13 protein-coding genes and 1 pseudogene are annotated in these 15,642 nt (G+C 59.9%); 7 read left to right on the top strand and 7 right to left on the bottom strand.

Going from position 1 to position 15,642, the window contains the following annotated elements; all coding sequences use genetic code 11:
* Window positions 1–215: 215 nt before the first annotated feature.
* From SB764_RS23420 to SB764_RS23410, 3 genes and pseudogenes are all read left to right on the top strand, one after another.
* Window positions 216–1,940, top strand: a pseudogene (locus tag SB764_RS23420) (ribonucleoside triphosphate reductase); the annotation flags it as partial.
* A gap of 71 nt (window positions 1,941–2,011) precedes the next feature.
* On the top strand, window positions 2,012–2,194 hold the full coding sequence (gene nrdD / locus SB764_RS23415) for an anaerobic ribonucleoside-triphosphate reductase (RefSeq protein WP_065058448.1): 183 nt from the start codon (window positions 2,012–2,014) through the stop codon (window positions 2,192–2,194).
* Window positions 2,191–2,916: an anaerobic ribonucleoside-triphosphate reductase activating protein gene (locus SB764_RS23410; RefSeq protein WP_321904763.1), complete on the top strand. Its 726-nt coding sequence runs from the start codon at window positions 2,191–2,193 to the stop codon at window positions 2,914–2,916. Before nrdD ends, SB764_RS23410 begins: the two co-directional genes overlap by 4 nt.
* Before the next feature lie 91 nt (window positions 2,917–3,007).
* Here the strand turns inward: SB764_RS23410 and SB764_RS23405 are convergent, their stop codons facing one another.
* Window positions 3,008–3,724: a DUF554 domain-containing protein gene (locus tag SB764_RS23405; protein WP_074983622.1), complete on the bottom strand. Its 717-nt coding sequence runs from the start codon at window positions 3,722–3,724 to the stop codon at window positions 3,008–3,010.
* Window positions 3,725–3,772: 48 nt separating this feature from the next.
* The gene (locus SB764_RS23400) at window positions 3,773–4,345 is read right to left on the bottom strand and encodes a UbiX family flavin prenyltransferase (protein WP_074983620.1); all 573 of its coding nucleotides are present in this window, start codon (window positions 4,343–4,345) and stop codon (window positions 3,773–3,775) included.
* 438 nt (window positions 4,346–4,783) lie between these two features.
* Here SB764_RS23400 and SB764_RS23395 point away from each other — a divergent pair, with 438 nt between their 5' ends.
* Window positions 4,784–5,689, top strand: a complete 906-nt coding sequence (locus SB764_RS23395; protein ID WP_065058443.1) for a LysR family transcriptional regulator — start codon at window positions 4,784–4,786, stop codon at window positions 5,687–5,689.
* An 81-nt stretch (window positions 5,690–5,770) separates the two neighbouring features.
* Here the strand turns inward: SB764_RS23395 and SB764_RS23390 are convergent, their stop codons facing one another.
* The gene (locus SB764_RS23390; RefSeq protein WP_410865068.1) at window positions 5,771–6,499 is read right to left on the bottom strand and encodes a hypothetical protein; all 729 of its coding nucleotides are present in this window, start codon (window positions 6,497–6,499) and stop codon (window positions 5,771–5,773) included.
* A gap of 94 nt (window positions 6,500–6,593) precedes the next feature.
* Entirely contained in the window at window positions 6,594–8,753 is a 2,160-nt protein-coding gene (locus SB764_RS23385; protein ID WP_234774646.1) for a TonB-dependent siderophore receptor, read from the bottom strand.
* A gap of 599 nt (window positions 8,754–9,352) precedes the next feature.
* On the opposite strand from SB764_RS23385, the gene SB764_RS23380 reads away from it, so the two are divergent.
* Together SB764_RS23380 and SB764_RS23375 are read left to right on the top strand one after the other, a co-directional pair.
* A complete protein-coding gene (locus tag SB764_RS23380) occupies window positions 9,353–10,036 on the top strand; it encodes a response regulator transcription factor (protein ID WP_410865066.1) in 684 nt (227 codons plus the stop codon).
* Entirely contained in the window at window positions 10,014–11,387 is a 1,374-nt protein-coding gene (locus tag SB764_RS23375; RefSeq protein WP_110327405.1) for a sensor histidine kinase, read from the top strand. The genes SB764_RS23380 and SB764_RS23375 overlap by 23 nt, the downstream gene beginning before the upstream one ends.
* Window positions 11,388–11,445: 58 nt before the next feature.
* On the opposite strand, the gene SB764_RS23370 is transcribed toward SB764_RS23375, so the two are convergent.
* The 3 genes from SB764_RS23370 to SB764_RS23360 form a co-directional block, all read right to left on the bottom strand.
* Window positions 11,446–12,081, bottom strand: a complete 636-nt coding sequence (locus tag SB764_RS23370; RefSeq protein WP_065058438.1) for a flavin reductase family protein — start codon at window positions 12,079–12,081, stop codon at window positions 11,446–11,448.
* Window positions 12,082–12,138: 57 nt separating this feature from the next.
* Window positions 12,139–12,843 (bottom strand): GntR family transcriptional regulator, encoded by a 705-nt coding sequence (locus SB764_RS23365; RefSeq protein ID WP_065058596.1) that lies wholly within the window; start codon window positions 12,841–12,843, stop codon window positions 12,139–12,141.
* Window positions 12,844–13,017: 174 nt separating this feature from the next.
* Window positions 13,018–14,037 (bottom strand): polysaccharide deacetylase family protein, encoded by a 1,020-nt coding sequence (locus SB764_RS23360; protein ID WP_082991731.1) that lies wholly within the window; start codon window positions 14,035–14,037, stop codon window positions 13,018–13,020.
* A gap of 320 nt (window positions 14,038–14,357) precedes the next feature.
* On the opposite strand from SB764_RS23360, the gene SB764_RS23355 reads away from it, so the two are divergent.
* Window positions 14,358–15,608, top strand: a complete 1,251-nt coding sequence (locus SB764_RS23355) for an ABC transporter substrate-binding protein (RefSeq protein ID WP_080180504.1) — start codon at window positions 14,358–14,360, stop codon at window positions 15,606–15,608.
* Window positions 15,609–15,642: the final 34 nt, after the last annotated feature.

Below are 15,642 nucleotides of genomic sequence, written 5' to 3'. Positions count from 1 at the left end.
AAACACGCCGGACTCGTCTCCTTTCACGCATTCGCGCGGTCACGAATCGCATGTGTACCGCGGCATCGTGCTGCATCGGTTTTTGACACTTATCAATGTGCCAAGGCATCGTCCAGCATCGCCATAAAACACCATATAAAGTTCACCAATCAACAACGACCACTACATATGGTGCCAATCAAATGCAAAACGCGTTGACTCACAACCCCGCGCAAGCTCCGCAAGACGACAAGTCGGGGCTCACCGTCGATGTCGCCTCGACCATCGTCGAGTATCTCAATCGCTCGGATTGGCGCGTCAATGCAAACGCCAATCAAGGCTGGAGCCTGGGTGGGCTGATCCTGAATACGAGCGGCAAGGTCATTGCGAATTACTGGCTCAACAATGTGTATTCCGCCGATATCGGCGCGGCGCATCGCGACGGCTCACTCCATATTCACGACCTTGATATGTTGTCGGGCTATTGCGCCGGTTGGTCGCTACGCAGCTTGCTGCAAGAGGGCTTTAATGGCGTCCCGGGAAAAGTGGAGGCGAATCCGCCGCGTCACTTGTCCGCGGCTGTTGGACAGATCGTGAATTTCCTCGGCACGCTGCAAAACGAATGGGCCGGCGCACAGGCGTTTTCTTCGTTCGATACGTATATGGCGCCTTACGTGCGTGTCGACAAACTCGGCTATGCCGAGGTGAAACAGTGCATCCAGGAACTGGTTTACAACCTGAATGTGCCGAGTCGATGGGGCACGCAAACACCCTTTACGAACCTGACCTTCGACTGGACCTGCCCCGACGACCTGAAGCATCAGGTGCCTTATGTCGGCGGCGAGGAAATGCCCTTCACCTATGGCGATCTGGGCGCGGAAATGGATATGATCAACCGCGCCTATATCGAGGTGATGTCGGCCGGCGACGCGCGCGGCCGCAGCTTTACTTTCCCGATTCCGACCTACAACATCACGCACGATTTCGACTGGACGCATCCGAACACGGAGCGTCTGTTTGAAATGACCGCGCGCTACGGCCAGCCGTATTTCCAGAACTTTCTGAACAGTGAACTCGAGCCGCATATGGTGCGTTCGATGTGCTGCCGTCTCCAGCTCGACTTGCGCGAATTGCTCAAGCGCGGCAACGGCCTGTTCGGCTCGGCGGAACAAACCGGCAGCGTGGGCGTGGTGACGCTCAATTGCGCACGAATCGGCTATGAGTGCCGTGGCGACGAAGACCGCGTCTACGCGCGCGTGAACGCTTTGCTCGATCTCTCCAAGGAGAGCCTCGAAGTGAAACGCGCCTTGATTCAGGATCTGATGGACAAAGGTTTGTATCCGTATACCAAACGGTATCTGGGGACTTTACGCAATCACTTCAGCACCATTGGCGTGAATGGCGTGAACGAAATGATCCGCAATTTCTACGGCGATACGGAGGATATTACAACCTCGCGCGGACACGATTTCGCGATCCGCCTGATGGATCATGTGCGTACGCGACTCGCGGAGTTCCAGCAGGAAACCGGCCATCTCTTCAATCTCGAAGCCACGCCCGCCGAAGGCGCAACGTACCGGTTCGCCAAGGAAGACCGCCGCCGTTTCGCCGACATTCTCCAGGCCGGGACGCCGGATCAGCCCTATTACACCAACTCGACGCAACTGCCCGCCTCCTGGACCGACGATCCGTTTGAAGCGCTCGAACAACAGGAACCGTTGCAGGCGAAATACACGGGCGGCACGGTATTGCACCTGTATATGAACGAGGCGGTGTCGTCGGCGAAGGCTTGCCGAGAATTGGTGAAACGCGCGCTTGCCGGTTTCCGCGTGCCGTATATCACCGTGACGCCCACGTTCTCGGTGTGCCCGAAGCATGGCTATCTCAGCGGCCGCCACGAATTCTGTCCGAAATGCGATGAAGCCTTGCTGCGCGAAAAGGCCGAAGCCGAAATCGCCTGAACAATTGCACCCTTCGGCGATTCAATATCGCCCTTCCATTTTCCGCTTTCTCAACGCCTCAAGGAGGCATTATGTTCCAGCAACAACTCCCAACGCTTCACGCAACATCGACGCAGCCGGTCCTGAAAGAAGAAGAACGCACGCGCTGCGAGATCTGGACGCGCGTCATGGGTTATCACCGACCGGTTTCCGCCTTCAACATCGGCAAACAAGGTGAATTCGCCGAACGCTGCTTCTTCCGCGAACGCCCATGAGCCATCACGACGAGCCGACACCTTCGCCGAAGCTCGGCGGCGTCGTGCGCTTCTCCAGCTGCGATTACCCGGGCAAACTCGCGTGCGTCGTGTTTGTCTCGGGTTGCCCGTGGCGCTGCCACTATTGCCACAATCCGCACCTGCAAACCCGCAATAGCGCGCCCGATCGGCCCTCATGGCCGTCGATCGCGGCGTGGCTCGAACGCCGCAAAGGGATGCTCGACGCAGTGGTCTTTTGCGGCGGCGAACCGCTGGTCGAACGCTTTCTTCCGTCGATGATGGCGGAAGTGAAAGCGCTCGGCTTTCGCGTTGCGTTGCATACGGGCGGTGGCTATCCGGATCGACTGGCGGCGTGCTTACCCTTGATCGACTGGATCGGCTTTGACGTGAAAGCGCCGTTCGAGCGCTACGCGGACGTCACGCAGATTGCACGCAGCGGAGACGCGGCACGGCGTTCACTGGATCTTATCGTCGAAAGCGGTATTGAATTCGAATGCCGCACGACGATCCACCCCGCGCTGCTCACCGAGGACGATCTGGTCGCCATTTCGACCGAACTCGTCGCGCGCGGCATCACGAAACTGGTATTGCAGCCTTTCCGGCGTGACGGCGTTCAAACCGGCGGTCCGCTCGATGCGTCGCTGCCTGCCGACTATCCGCCCGCTTCCACGATCGCTCGATTGCAGCAATCGCTCTCGATCGTGGAAGTGCGCGCGCATTGATTCAAACATCGTTTTTTCAATAGAGAAATGAAAAACACCGCACTTGAAGTGCGGTGTTTTTCATTTGACGCGCGCGAAGCGCATTCGGTGCCTAGTGCACGAAGTGCGCCCACAGATGCGAAATCGGCATGACAATCACAAGCGCGGGAATCATGTTCGCGACCGGGAATGCCTTGACGCCGCAGATACGGAAGCCCGTGGCCAGCATGATCAAGCCGCCGACCGCCGAGAAGTCCGCCATCATGTCCGGCGTCGTCATCGGCAGAATCATCGCAGCGAGTGCGGCCAGCAAGAGCTGAATCACAAGTTGCGGAATCGCGATCGATGCCACGGCATAGCCGAGTGCCGTTGCAAAAATCGCAGACGTGAACAGGTCAAGAATCGTCTTGATGTAGAGAATCGACGGGTCGCCGGTCATCCCTTCGTGCATCGCGCCGAAAATCCCGGTTCCGCTCGCGCAGAACAAGACGAGAATGGCCACGAATCGCTCGGTAAATTCGGCTTGTCCCAGTCCTGAATTCGACGGTAAATAGCGGTCGATCACGCCTCGCGTCGAACCGGCCAGTTTGCCGATGAACTTCTCCAGATAGATGATTTCACCGATGGCTGCGCCCAGAATCAATGCGAGCACGACGGCCGGCATGAACTTGACCTTGATGATCAGCGTGATGCCCAGCCCCATCGACGCGAGACCGAACGTCTGCGGCAATGCGAGACGCAGACGCTCGGACAGCCGCGTGCCCAAAAACGCACCCGCGCAACCACCGACAACCACGGCCGACCCGTTGAAATATGGACCAATCAGCATGTTCTTTACCCCAAGTAAATTTCAGTTATCAGCTTTGTTGTTGACCACTCAAGCGTGTGATTCACCCCAGCGAGGCAAATCGGGTACTTCAAGTCCAAATAGATCGAGCGCGCGCCCCACGGTGTGGGTCAGAATCTGATCCACCGTCGTGGGTCGCTGATAGAGCGCCGGCGTAGGCGGAAAAATAATGCCGCCCATTTCCGTGACGCGACGCATGTTGTCGATGTGCGCGAGGTTCAGCGGCGTTTCGCGCGCCAGCAGCACAAGACGGCGGCGCTCTTTCAGCACCACGTCGGCGGCGCGGGTCAGCAGGTTGTCGGATTGCGCTGACGCGATCGACGCGAGCGAGCGCATTGAACAGGGCGCGACCAGCATGCCCACGGTCCGAAACGAGCCGCTGGAGATCGAAGCGCCGAGATTGGTGATCGGGTGGACGACGTCGGCAAGTTCCAGAACTTCCTCGCGGGAATAGTCGGTTTCCAGCTCGCGCGTCAATTCGGCGCCACGCGACATGACCATGTGCACTTCCACATTCATGCCGCGCAGTAACTGCAGCGCCTTGACGCCGTACTGAAACCCCGTAGCCCCACTGATACCGACAATGATTCGCTGGCGCATCATGCCAGTCCTCCATTTAAATCTTGAAATCGAATTGCGGCGCCTGATTGTTTCGTCACACTCATTCGTCGCTACCTTTACGCTCTTCGCTTCTGCACTTCCCCATTCAGAAATGCGACGATTAACCACACCTGATTTTCATTACGCAATATTTATTTCCTTTTGGCTCGACGCTTTATTCACACGGTTCCCATGGCGCCCGCTGCCAGGAGAAAGGCCTGTCTGCACAGGCGTTTCGTCCGGCGTGGCGATCGATTCGATTGCTTCGTGGAACGTTTCGTAAGCCAAATTTTTATCCCGGAGCCAATATAGGCAACAACGGCCGATGCCAAAATTACCGTTTCGATATGGCACATTAAGCAAAAAAATATATGCCCGATGAATTTGATTCGAATCAGAAATTGCTGATCCCAATTTGTTAGAATCGGCCGCGGAGGGAATATGGACCTAAAGCGATTGCGTTATTTCTGTGCCGTTATTGAGCAGGGAAATGTTTCAAAGGCAGCACGATTCTTGAATATCGCTCAGCCCGCGCTCAGCAAGCGGCTCAGCGAGCTGGAAGAGGAAATTGGGGCGCTGCTGTTTTTGCGGGGCATCCGGCACATCGAGGCCACGCCCGCCGGGCTACATCTCTACCGCCGGGCCTGCGAGATTCTTCAGAGCGTGGACAACGCCACGCGCGAAACCATCATCATCTCGAAGACGGAAACGCAGACACTCCGTATCGGCGTATCCCATCTCTACCAGCGCTTCTTTCAATCACTGATTCTGGAAATCCACCACCGTCACCCCGACATTCACATTCGCCTCACGGTCTCCGACTCCAGCTACATCGAAATGCTGTTGCGCAACGGGCTGATCGACGTCGCGCTGATCCAGAAACCGTCGAACCCGAGTGGCTACGACTGCCTCAATTTCCAGCCGATAAGCGCCGTCGCGGTCATGACACCCACGCTGGCAAAAGATCTTCCCGATCGTGCACTATCGCTGTGCGAAATCGCGAAATTTCCGCTGATGCTGTTGCGTCGCGGTGAAGGTCCGGGGATTTATGAACTGGTGAAAGACCGGCTCGAACGCGCGAGTGGCGAACTGAAGGCGGTCATGTCGGTATCGCAGCCGTCGGTTATTCTCGACTGGATCGAGACCGGGCTCGATTGCGCGAGTATCCTGCCGGCCTCGGAGGTCGATCAGGAAAAATGGAAGCATTGCCGCGTGTTTCCCATCTCGTCCACATTCGCTGCGTTTTATCCGAGCATCGTGAAGATGTCGGCGTCTTCGCATATGGCGGCGGTGATGGATATCGTGAAAGACGGACAATGGAATAGCGCGCTCGCAGAGCGCGGCTAATGAGGCGGGAAACACGCGTGCTCGATTTCACGCACGACCCGCCTCGGACGTTCCCCGCGCGATCGCGGCACGATGACCTGCTTACGGACACTCCGCCTCGGCCGATGAACTGACGGCCCAGTTCACAGCCGCATCGAAAATAGCGTTGCCGTCCGCGCTGAGTTTCTCGAATGACCGGTTGCCAAGAAACAGTGCAACGCGGCGTGCGGGTGCAATGAAATCGTAATCCATCGTTGCGCCCTTCTCGTACGCGAACACCACGGCATGCGTCGGCTCGCCGGCGATCGTCGCAATGATTGTGGCGCCCGGCCCCGGTTTGCCCCAACCCATTTCATCGTCGCGCGGATAAACCCAACGCTTACCCGCCGGCACGCCGCCTGCGAGCGGACTCGGCGCATTCACCACATTCACGTAATGCTCCTTCGCGACCTCGCCGAAGTCCTCGCCTTTCTTCTGACCGGTGAAGCGCAGCGAATCGAACAGATCCGATTCCCACGTCAAAATGGGCACCGCGACATCGCGAAACGGCGTTCCGACCATATCGCGCGCACTCACCACTGACGAAATGATGACGAGGTCTTCGCCCTTCGCAGCCGAAACCGGCGCGTCTTCGTTGACCAGTTTGACGATCATCCCGCGTTGCTCCAGATGCGCGATCACCTTATCGTCCTCTTCACGATCGCGATGATCCAGTCGAGTAACGTAAAGCACATGTTTGTTGGCCGTGACCGCGTCGCCGCTCGCGCCCGTTGCATGGGGCGCAGCGGCGCTAGCCATTCCCGCGGCGCTGAATGCGATCAACGCGGTCAATAGCGAGGCGGCGCGCCGCAGCACACGACGCGATGTGCGCGCAACAGCGCGGTCCGAACTCAATGGAAAATTCACATTCATGGTCGCCGTCCTATCAGAAGTCGAATGTCGAGGTCAGAGAAATCGTCCGCTCGAGCCCGATGCCCAATTGGCTCGATCCCGCCGACGCCCAGTAGTGTTTGTTGAACGCATTCTCGACGTTCAACTGGAATGTGGCGTGCCGCCCAAACAGACTCGTCTCGTAGCGAGCGCCCGCAGAGAACAGCGTGTAGCCCGGGATATATGCCTGATTCGCGTCGTTGATCGGACGCTGACCGACGAAATAGGCGCCGCCGTTGATCGAGAATCCATAGAGATGCGGTACGCGATAATTCAGAAATACGCTGCCGGTATAACGCGGCGTATTTTCCGGTCGCTTGCCGAGCGTCGTGGAATCGGTGCTGTCGACGAGCGTCGCATCGAGCCACATGCCCGTCGTGACGATCGAAAGATCGCGCGTGATATCGCCCTGATACGAGAACTCGATGCCGCGATAGCGACCCACGCCATTCAGCGCGTAGACGCCGTCAGCATCCGCGCTCGCGGACGGCTGACGAATCTGGAACGCGGCGATCGACGCGAGCGCGCCATTGTTGAATCGATGCCTCACGCCCACTTCCACCTGTTTGCTCACCGCCGCCGGCAGGACCTGATACGCGTTTGTCGCCGTCGCCGGGGCGCTACCGGCCGACTCCAACCCTTCGATATAGCTCGCGTAAACGCTCGTTTTCGGCGTGATCTTGTACACGATGCTCGCTGAAGGCGACGTGTGATTCACATCCTGCGTGACGGTATACGCCTGCGTAGCGTGATACGACGAATAACGCACGCCCGCCGTAAAATCGAGGTTCTTCGTCAGGCCAATGCGATCGAAAAGATACACACCCTGATTGCTGATGTGCTGTGCGTAAAAGGCCTTCGACGAGCCCGCCGTCAAACTGGTGATACTGATCGGCTCATACAGGTTCTGCGTCGCGGTGTAATAGTACGTCGTGAAATTCGGCTGGAATAACCAGTTTTCGTTGACGCCGAACGTGACGTCGTGCGTGAAAGGCCCGGTGTTGAAGAGGCCGTTGATTTCCGCGCGCACGTTCTTGTTTTCATAGAACTGACCATTCTGCTTGCTGCCCTGCAATTGGCCTGTGCCCGTATCGACGTTGTACTTCTGGAAAATCCACAGCCAGCGATTGCGTTGCGTGATCGACTGACCAATCGAAACGTTCGCGCTCCAGTTGTCGTTGATGAGATAGTCGGCGCGCAGGATCTGTGCGATCGCAGTCGATGTCGTGGGCTTGTCATTCGGCACCAGCAATTTCGACGCGTCGGGTAGCGAGGGCAGCGTGATAACGCCATTGACGGCGGTAAGCGGTGTAATCCCGGCCTGCTCGACCACACGCTGATCGATGTGCTCGAGGTCGTACTTGAACGTCAAGCGGTTCGTCGGCTTCCAGTCGAGCGCAACGCTTTCGAACATGCGATAGCCGCGGTCGCCGCTGATCGGCGTCTCGACGTGCTCTGCCATGGCGTTGACGCGAATGCCAAACTGTTTATCCGCACCAAAGCGTCGCGCAATATCGACATGCGCGCCCACCGAGCCGTGCGAATCGACCAGCATCGACGCCGACGTCACCGGCGTATCGCCCGCGCGTTTCATCACCATATTGACGATGCCGGCCGGCACCGCGAAGCCGTAATACAACGCCGAAGCGCCCTTCAGCACTTCGACGCGCTCCTTGTCCTCCATCGGCATCCAGATGTTGTTGTCGATCGGCAGCACGCCGTCGAGGTAATAGCTCTGACGATTGTCGAGCGCAATACCGCGAATCGAAAGCTGGTCATACGAAATGCCGCTCAACTGTTGGCGCGTGACGCCCGCCACATTGCGCAGCGCGTCGTAGAGCCCCGTTGCAGCTTGTGCTTTCAACACATCGCTCGTCACGACGCTCACGGTAGCCGGCACGTCGAGCGCATCGAGTCCGCGATATTGGCCCGTCTGCACGGTCTTCGGCGCGTAAGGGCTCGCCGCCGGCTCTTTCGCCGTCTTGACCATGATGGGCGCAAGCGTCGCGCCCTTTTCCGGCTCGCTCGCAGCAGCGGACGCCGATGCAGGCGCACTGGAAGCCGCGACCGGCTCAGCCGCACATGCGCGGGAATCGGCGAGACCGCCATAAGCGACCACGGTCAGCGCGACCGCAATGGAGCGGCGTCGTTTCAAGGCGGAGCGTTGCCGGACCGAGGCGGCGCGACGAATTTGGCGGGAAGATCGATTCATGGCGGAGAGAGGAGAAAGTAATGCGCAAAGCTGCGCCATCGAATGCGGCGGCATTCGAACGGGGCGACACATCGAAGTTAATTTGATCCGGCAAAGACTGAAGCGATGTCCACTCATGTATGCACGAAAAGTGGCTATCGGCCCAGCGGTAGATGTTTATCCGGACGCACACATGACGTAGAGCACAGCGCGAGGCGCGGCATGCAGATCGGCCAACGCTTGAGGATATTGCTCGATCCTCGCCGTGTAGGCACCGCCATTTATAGTAGGAATACTAATCATCCTGTCTGTCGACATAGCGACACATGCGCAACGACAGCGCCCGGCAGTGCGTCCGGCGCGTTGGTCGCGAGCCGTGGCTCGGGCTGTCATGGAGGCCTGCTCGCTGCTAAAATGAGAATGGTTCGTATTTATACTTTAAAAATTCAGATTTGGCAATTCCTTCGCAAAATCAATGAGATGAACCGCGTTTAATGAACTTTATTTAATGTTTGAGGGGGCTTTCCGGGGCCTGTCTGCTGAATTTTTGAAGAGTTATCGCTATGCCAACAGTACTCGTCGTCGAGGACGACGCGAAAACACGCCACGAAATCCAGGTCGCGCTGGAGGATGCCGGATATACGGTCGAAACCGCGACAACCGGCGCGGATGGACTCGCACAGGCGACTTCGCGCCAGCTGGATGCGATCATTCTCGACCGGATGCTGCCCGGCGGCATGGAGGGGCTCGACGTGCTCGGCACGCTGCGAGAGGCGGGATCGACCACGCCCGTGTTGATCCTCAGCGCCCTGTCGACGGTCGACGAACGCGTGAAGGGATTGCGCGCAGGCGGCGACGATTATCTCGTGAAGCCTTTTGAATATATCGAACTGACTGCACGGCTCGATTCTCTGGTGCGACGCTCGCAAACCGCCAGCCAGGAGCAGGCGTATCGCGTCGGAGCGCTGAACGTCGATCTGGTGAGCCGTAGCGTCGTGTATGCAGGCAAGGAAGTTGAATTGCTGCCGCGCGAATACCGGATTCTCGAATATATGATTCGTCGCGAAGGCCAGGTGATCAGCCGCACGATGCTGTTCGAAGCGGTCTGGAATTACCGTGTCGGCGAGCGCACCAATGTGATCGACGTGCATATCAGCCGCCTGAGAAGAAAACTCGACCCAACGGGATCGGTGCCCATCATTCATACCGTTCGCGGTTCCGGCTATGTCCTTCGTGCGCCTGATTGATCTTCGACGCACCACGAGCTTTCGGCTTTCGGTGCTGTTCCTCGGCATCTTCGGCGGCATTTCGGTGCCGCTATTTGCCTATCTGTATTTTTCGATTACCGGTTTTGAAACGCAACGCGTCGATGACTGGTTAGGTCGGGAATATGTCGCCATGCAACGCAGTTCGCCGGAACGCTTGTCCGCACTGTTCAACGTGCTGCGTCAAAGCGATCCGGACCAGCAACGGCCGAACGGCCTGTTCGGCAATGACGGGCGCTATATCGCCGGTTCGTTGACGACATTGCCTCGCGATATTCCATATGTGGGAAAACCATTCGCGATTCGCTTGCATGATGGACCGATCAATCAGACCGCCCGGTGTATTGCCGCGAAACTGCCGGGCGATCGCATGGCCCTGCGATGCCAGAATGCGCTGGAACTGGACAGCTTCAACAGCGGGCTTGTCAACGTGCTGCTCATCGGCGCGATGATCGCGCTGGCGATTGGCTTGATCGGCGCGGCGTTGATCGGACTCGGCTCGCTTAGGCGACTCGATGCGGTCACAGCAACGATCAAACAGATCGTTGGCGGCGACCTCTCGCAACGTCTGCCGACGCATCGGCGTCACGACGATCTTGAGAGTCTGGTACGCGTGGTCAACGGCATGCTCGACGAAATCGAGCGCCTGATGAATGAAGTAAAAGGCGTGTGCGACGCGATTGCGCACGACTTGCGCACACCGCTGACGTCGATGATCGCCGGACTCGAGCGCGCGCAACGGCGTGGCCGGACGATCGACGATTATCGTCAGGCGCTGGACAATACGCTCGTCGACGCAACAAGCATGCATCACACTTTCAACGCTCTGCTACGCATTTCGGAAATTGAAAGCGGCGTGCGTCGGCAGTCGTTCGTCGCGGTCGATCTCGCCGCCATTGTGAAAGACGTGTACGAATACTACGAGGCATCGGCTGAAGAAAAGCAACTGAATTACCGATGCGAAATCGAAGACAGCGGTGAATTCGTGCTTGAAGGCGATCCGAATTTATTGTTCGAAGCGCTCGCCAATCTGATCGAGAATGCGATCAAATTTTCGCCAGTCGGCGGGACGGTTGTTATCGGCCTCGCCCGTCTTGAGGGGCACGTTTATTTGTCCGTTCACGACACCGGGCCGGGCATTCCCGAATCCGAGCATCAAGCCGTCTTGCGCCGCTTTTATCGTGGCGAAGCCAGCCGCCATACGCCCGGAAACGGTCTTGGGCTCAGTCTTGCGAATGCGGTCGCCGTCATGCATGGCATGACTTTGGCGTTCGATCGCGTCGAATCAGGCTGCCGGGTTGTGTTGAGTGAAACGGCCGATATCATCGAATGACATCAGGTTAGATGCAGTCGCCCTGCTCTCAAGTTTCCCGGCAGGCATCGTCGCTGAATTACATTTCGTCCACGGAAGTCGCCGTAGTCGTCGTGCCCTCGTTGACTTCCATCGAAAAGCGGTTGCGCGTATCGACATAAAAGCTCGCGCCGAAACGCCCGACCGGATAGTAATGCTGCAAACGCACGCGGCAGCGCTCGCGGTCGATCAGATCGTCGCGCGCATGCAGCCGCTCCACGCGTCCGATGAAAATATGGCGGCTCGGTGTTTCGAGCGTCTCCCAGAGCGTGCATTCAAACGCCACCGGCGCTTCGGCGATACGCGGCGGGCCGCCACGCGTCGACGGTACTGACGTCAGCCCCGCGTGCGCAAGTTCGCTTTCCGACGCAGGCAGGCTTTCGCCGCAAGCGTGCATTTTTGCAGCGATCGCTTCGTCGGTCAGATGCACCACGAATTCGCGCTCGCGCAGAATATTCGCGGCGGTGTCCTTGAGCGAGTCGTCGTCGCGGCGATTCACGGACAGCATCACGATCGGCGGCTCTTCGCCGACCATGTTGAACATCGAGAACGGCGCAGCGTTGATCACGCCGCCCGGGCTCAGGGTCGTCACGAGTGCGATTGGCCGCGGCACGATGAGCCCCGCCATCAGCTTGTAACGCTCGTAAGCCGTGAGTTCGTTGAAGTCGATTTCCATGGCGTTTTGCGCCCCTTCATGGGCGTTTGTTGGGTTCGCGGCGGCGCGCCGCGTGCATCATTTGCGCGCGCCGGCCACTTTCGTTTCAGCCAGCCCGAGCAGCGAGGCGAGGCTCTTTTCGCCACGCATGCGGGTGGTCTCGATGCGCTGCTCCAGATCGACGAGGTGGGCCTGCATGCGCGCAATCGCGCCTTCGGCGTCGCGCTGCGCAATGCACTCGACGATGGCCGCGTGTTCGTCGTGCTCGCAAGGCGCATAGCCCGGCGGCTCGTACAGCCCGACAATCAACGAGCAGCGCGACACCAGCTCGACCAGATAGCGTTGCAGCACCGCATTGCCCGCAAGCGCCGCCACGCGCAGATGAAAATCGCTCGCCAGACGCGCCCATGAAGGCTGATCGAAGCGGTGCATCGCCGCGTGTTCGTCGTCGAGTTGCTTGCGCAATTGCGCGAGGTCGGCATCGGTCACGCGCGCGACCGCCAGTTCGACCAGCGCGCGTTCGAGTGCGCGGCGCGCTTCGAAAATCGTGCGCGTTTCCTCGGGCGTAGGCTCGGCGATCACCGCGCCCTTGTTCGGCCGCAGCGTGACGATGCCATCATGCGCGAGCTTCTCGAGCACGCGGCGCACGCTCGCGCGGCCCACATCGAACAACTGGCACAGCTCCGGCTCAGGCAGTTTCGTGCCTGGCGTGAGCCGATGCGCGAGCACGCCATCCACGATGGTGCGGTACATCTGCGTTTCGATACCCGCTTCGGTCTGCATGGCGTCATGCGCGCTCGCGAGCGCTTCGTCGCCCGTTTCGTGCACGGCAGGTTTCTTCGCGGCGGCTTTCTTCGCGGCAGGGGATCGGTCAGGTCGGGTCGGTCGGCTGGTGGACATGATGTGCAACGCGTTCGGCGCAAGCAGGGATAACGGGTCAGGGAATCGTGAGCCAGTTTAGCGGATCGTGGCCGCCAGATCGCTGCCGATTGCGCCTTCACTCGAGGCTTCGGTCGCTGCCTCGATCGCATCCATATGCGCGCTGATCGCGCCCGGCGTCGTCATCCAGATCGTGCCCGCGCGCGCCGCCTGCGCGATGTGCGCAAGCGCGCGTCGGAGGTGGCGCAGGCGATACGGTTGCCCGACCAGATAAGGATGCAGCGCGATCCCCATCACCAGCGGCTGCCCGCGCGTGGGATGCGTGGCCTGCGTAAGCATCTCGTCGAACTGATCGACGATCATGTCCGCGAACGCCGCGCCGTCCAGATGACGTCCAACGATCATCGGAATGTCGTTCACTTCCTGCGGATACGGAATCGACCACAGCGGCCCATGTCCGGTGCGCATGCGGACGGGACGGTCGTCGTGACACCAGTTGAGCGTATAGCGATACCCCGCCTGCGCGAGCAGATCGGGCGTGTCGAGCGTCTCCGAAATCCACGGTGACAGCCAGCCCGCCGGCGCCTGCCCCGTGAGCGCCGCGAGACGCGCGCGGCAATGCACGATCAGATCGCGCTCGTGCGCGCGTTCGAAGTCGCTCTGCCGGTGCGCGTTGGAATGGCCGTGCGCGATCAGTTCGTCGCCGCGCTTCACGCAGGCTGCGATCAACTCCGGGCAATGATCGAGGAGCGCCGTGTTCATGACGATGCCCGCGGGCAACGCGAGATCGTCGAACAGATCGAGGCAACGCCACGCGCCCACGCGATTGCCGTATTCGCGCCAACTGTAATTGAGCACGTCCGGTTGCGGCGAAAGCGGACCGAGATTCGCGCCCAGCCCTTCGCCGAACGCGAAGTGCTCCAGATTGAAGCCGAGATAGACCGCGAGGCGCGCGCCGTTGGGCCAGCAATACGTATCGCGCGCGACGATCGGCTGATAGTCGAAGCGCCCGTGCGTGCGCAGCGCGCCGAAGCGCGGGTCGTCGCGCCGGGTTGCGTTCGCGTCGATCGGCGCGGCTTCCATGAAGGTTGTGCTCATTGTGTCCTTGCGTAGTGTGCGATTGCAGTCGGCGATGGGGCGCACCGCTTTGCAGCCATAACGCGGTGCCTGTCGTGGTGCCTGTCGTCGCGCGCGGCGCACCGCTGTTGTGCGAACGCGAACCGATTTGGCGCACCACAAATGGTTAACCATCTGATAGCCAGATCGTATGCAATTGGCGTTCCATATCGTTCGCACGTTGTGCTTACTGGCGTCGGCAACTATCTGCTCCAATCGCGAACGAAATGGCATAGCTCTTGCGTGAAGCGACGCATCCGCGGCCTCGCCCGCGTCCGTCACACTCACTGGAGAACCGTCTCATGCCGCTACGTCACGCCGCCCACCAGGCCGTCCGCCCCGCTTCCTCGCCGCGCCGCCAGTGGTTCAAGACGAGTGCCGTCGCGCTTGCGCTCACCGCTGCCGCGCTGTCGTGCGGCGTCGCGTATGCCGCCGACACCATCAAGATCGGCCTCGTCACCGCGCTCTCCGGCCAGTCGGCGCGCGCGGGCGAAGCGCTCACGCGCGGCATGACCATCGCCATCGACGAGATCAACGCAAGCGGCGGCGTGCTCGGCGGCCGCAAGCTCGAACTCGTGCGCCGCGACGACGAAGGCAATCCCGCCAAGGGCGTGCTGGCCGCGCGCGAACTGATCTACAAGGACAAGGTGGCGGTGCTGTTCGGCGGCCTCGATACGCCGGTTTCGATGGCGATCGTGCCGCTCGCCAATCACGAGAAAGTGCCGTTCATGGACCCGTGGGCCGCGGGCACGCAGATCACGCACAACGGCGCGAAGCCGAACTTCGCGTTCCGCGTGTCCGCCGTCGACGAACTGGTGGACGTGGCGATGGTCGCGCACGCACAGCAGGCTTTCGGCGCGAAGAAGCTCGGCCTCGTGCTCGTCAACAATCCGTGGGGCCAGTCGAACGAAAAGGGCATCGTCGCGGCGCTGGCCGCCAAGGGCATGAAGCCGGCCGGCATCGAAAAGATCGAGGCGACGGATGTCGACGTCACGCCGCAGCTCGGCCGCCTGAAGGCCGCGGGCGCCGATACCTTGCTGATGGTCGGCAACGTCGGGCCTTCGGCGCAGGTGGTGAAGTCGCTCGACCGCATGGGCTGGAAGGTGCCGATCGTCTCGCACTGGGGCCCGGCGGGCGGCCGCTTCACGGAACTCGCGGGACCGAACGCAAAGAACGTGCATTTCGTGCAGACGTATAGCTTCTTCGGCGCGACCTCGCCGATCAGCGCGCGCGTGGTGGCCGAACTCAAGGCGAAGTACCCCGACATCAAGAGCGCCGACGACATCACGCCCGCCGTGGGCGTCGCCAATGCCTACGATGCGATGCATCTGAGCGCGCTCGCCATCGACAAGGCCGGCTCCACCGACGGCGATGCGATCCGCAAGGGCTTCTACGCAATCGACCGCTACGACGGGCTGATCAAGACCTACGTACATCCGTTCAGCGAGCAGCAGCCCGACGCGCTGGGCGCGAGCGACTATGTGTGGGCGCAGTTCATCGACAACCGGATCGTGCCGGTCAGCGCCGCGGGCGGCCAGATGGCCGCGAAGTAAAGCCGGCACAACACGCGGAAAACCCCGGAGAGAT

The organism is Paraburkholderia sp. SIMBA_027 (assembly GCF_046535315.1).
GTDB lineage: Bacteria > Pseudomonadota > Gammaproteobacteria > Burkholderiales > Burkholderiaceae > Paraburkholderia > Paraburkholderia tropica.
This window is presented reverse-complemented; position numbering and strand designations above follow the sequence as displayed.

Bases quoted from the DNA above. Each gene is read 5' to 3' on its own strand.
- nrdD (WP_065058448.1), top strand. From the start codon at position 2,012: ATGTTCCAGCAACAACTCCCAACGCTTCACGCAACATCGACGCAGCCG.
- SB764_RS23410 (WP_321904763.1), top strand. From the start codon at position 2,191: ATGAGCCATCACGACGAGCCGACACCTTCGCCGAAGCTCGGCGGCGTC.
- SB764_RS23405 (WP_074983622.1), bottom strand. From the start codon at position 3,724: ATGCTGATTGGTCCATATTTCAACGGGTCGGCCGTGGTTGTCGGTGGT.
- SB764_RS23400 (WP_074983620.1), bottom strand. From the start codon at position 4,345: ATGATGCGCCAGCGAATCATTGTCGGTATCAGTGGGGCTACGGGGTTT.
- SB764_RS23395 (WP_065058443.1), top strand. From the start codon at position 4,784: ATGGACCTAAAGCGATTGCGTTATTTCTGTGCCGTTATTGAGCAGGGA.
- SB764_RS23380 (WP_410865066.1), top strand. From the start codon at position 9,353: ATGCCAACAGTACTCGTCGTCGAGGACGACGCGAAAACACGCCACGAA.
- SB764_RS23375 (WP_110327405.1), top strand. From the start codon at position 10,014: ATGTCCTTCGTGCGCCTGATTGATCTTCGACGCACCACGAGCTTTCGG.
- SB764_RS23370 (WP_065058438.1), bottom strand. From the start codon at position 12,081: ATGGAAATCGACTTCAACGAACTCACGGCTTACGAGCGTTACAAGCTG.
- SB764_RS23365 (WP_065058596.1), bottom strand. From the start codon at position 12,843: ATGCAGACCGAAGCGGGTATCGAAACGCAGATGTACCGCACCATCGTG.
- SB764_RS23360 (WP_082991731.1), bottom strand. From the start codon at position 14,037: ATGAGCACAACCTTCATGGAAGCCGCGCCGATCGACGCGAACGCAACC.
- SB764_RS23355 (WP_080180504.1), top strand. From the start codon at position 14,358: ATGCCGCTACGTCACGCCGCCCACCAGGCCGTCCGCCCCGCTTCCTCG.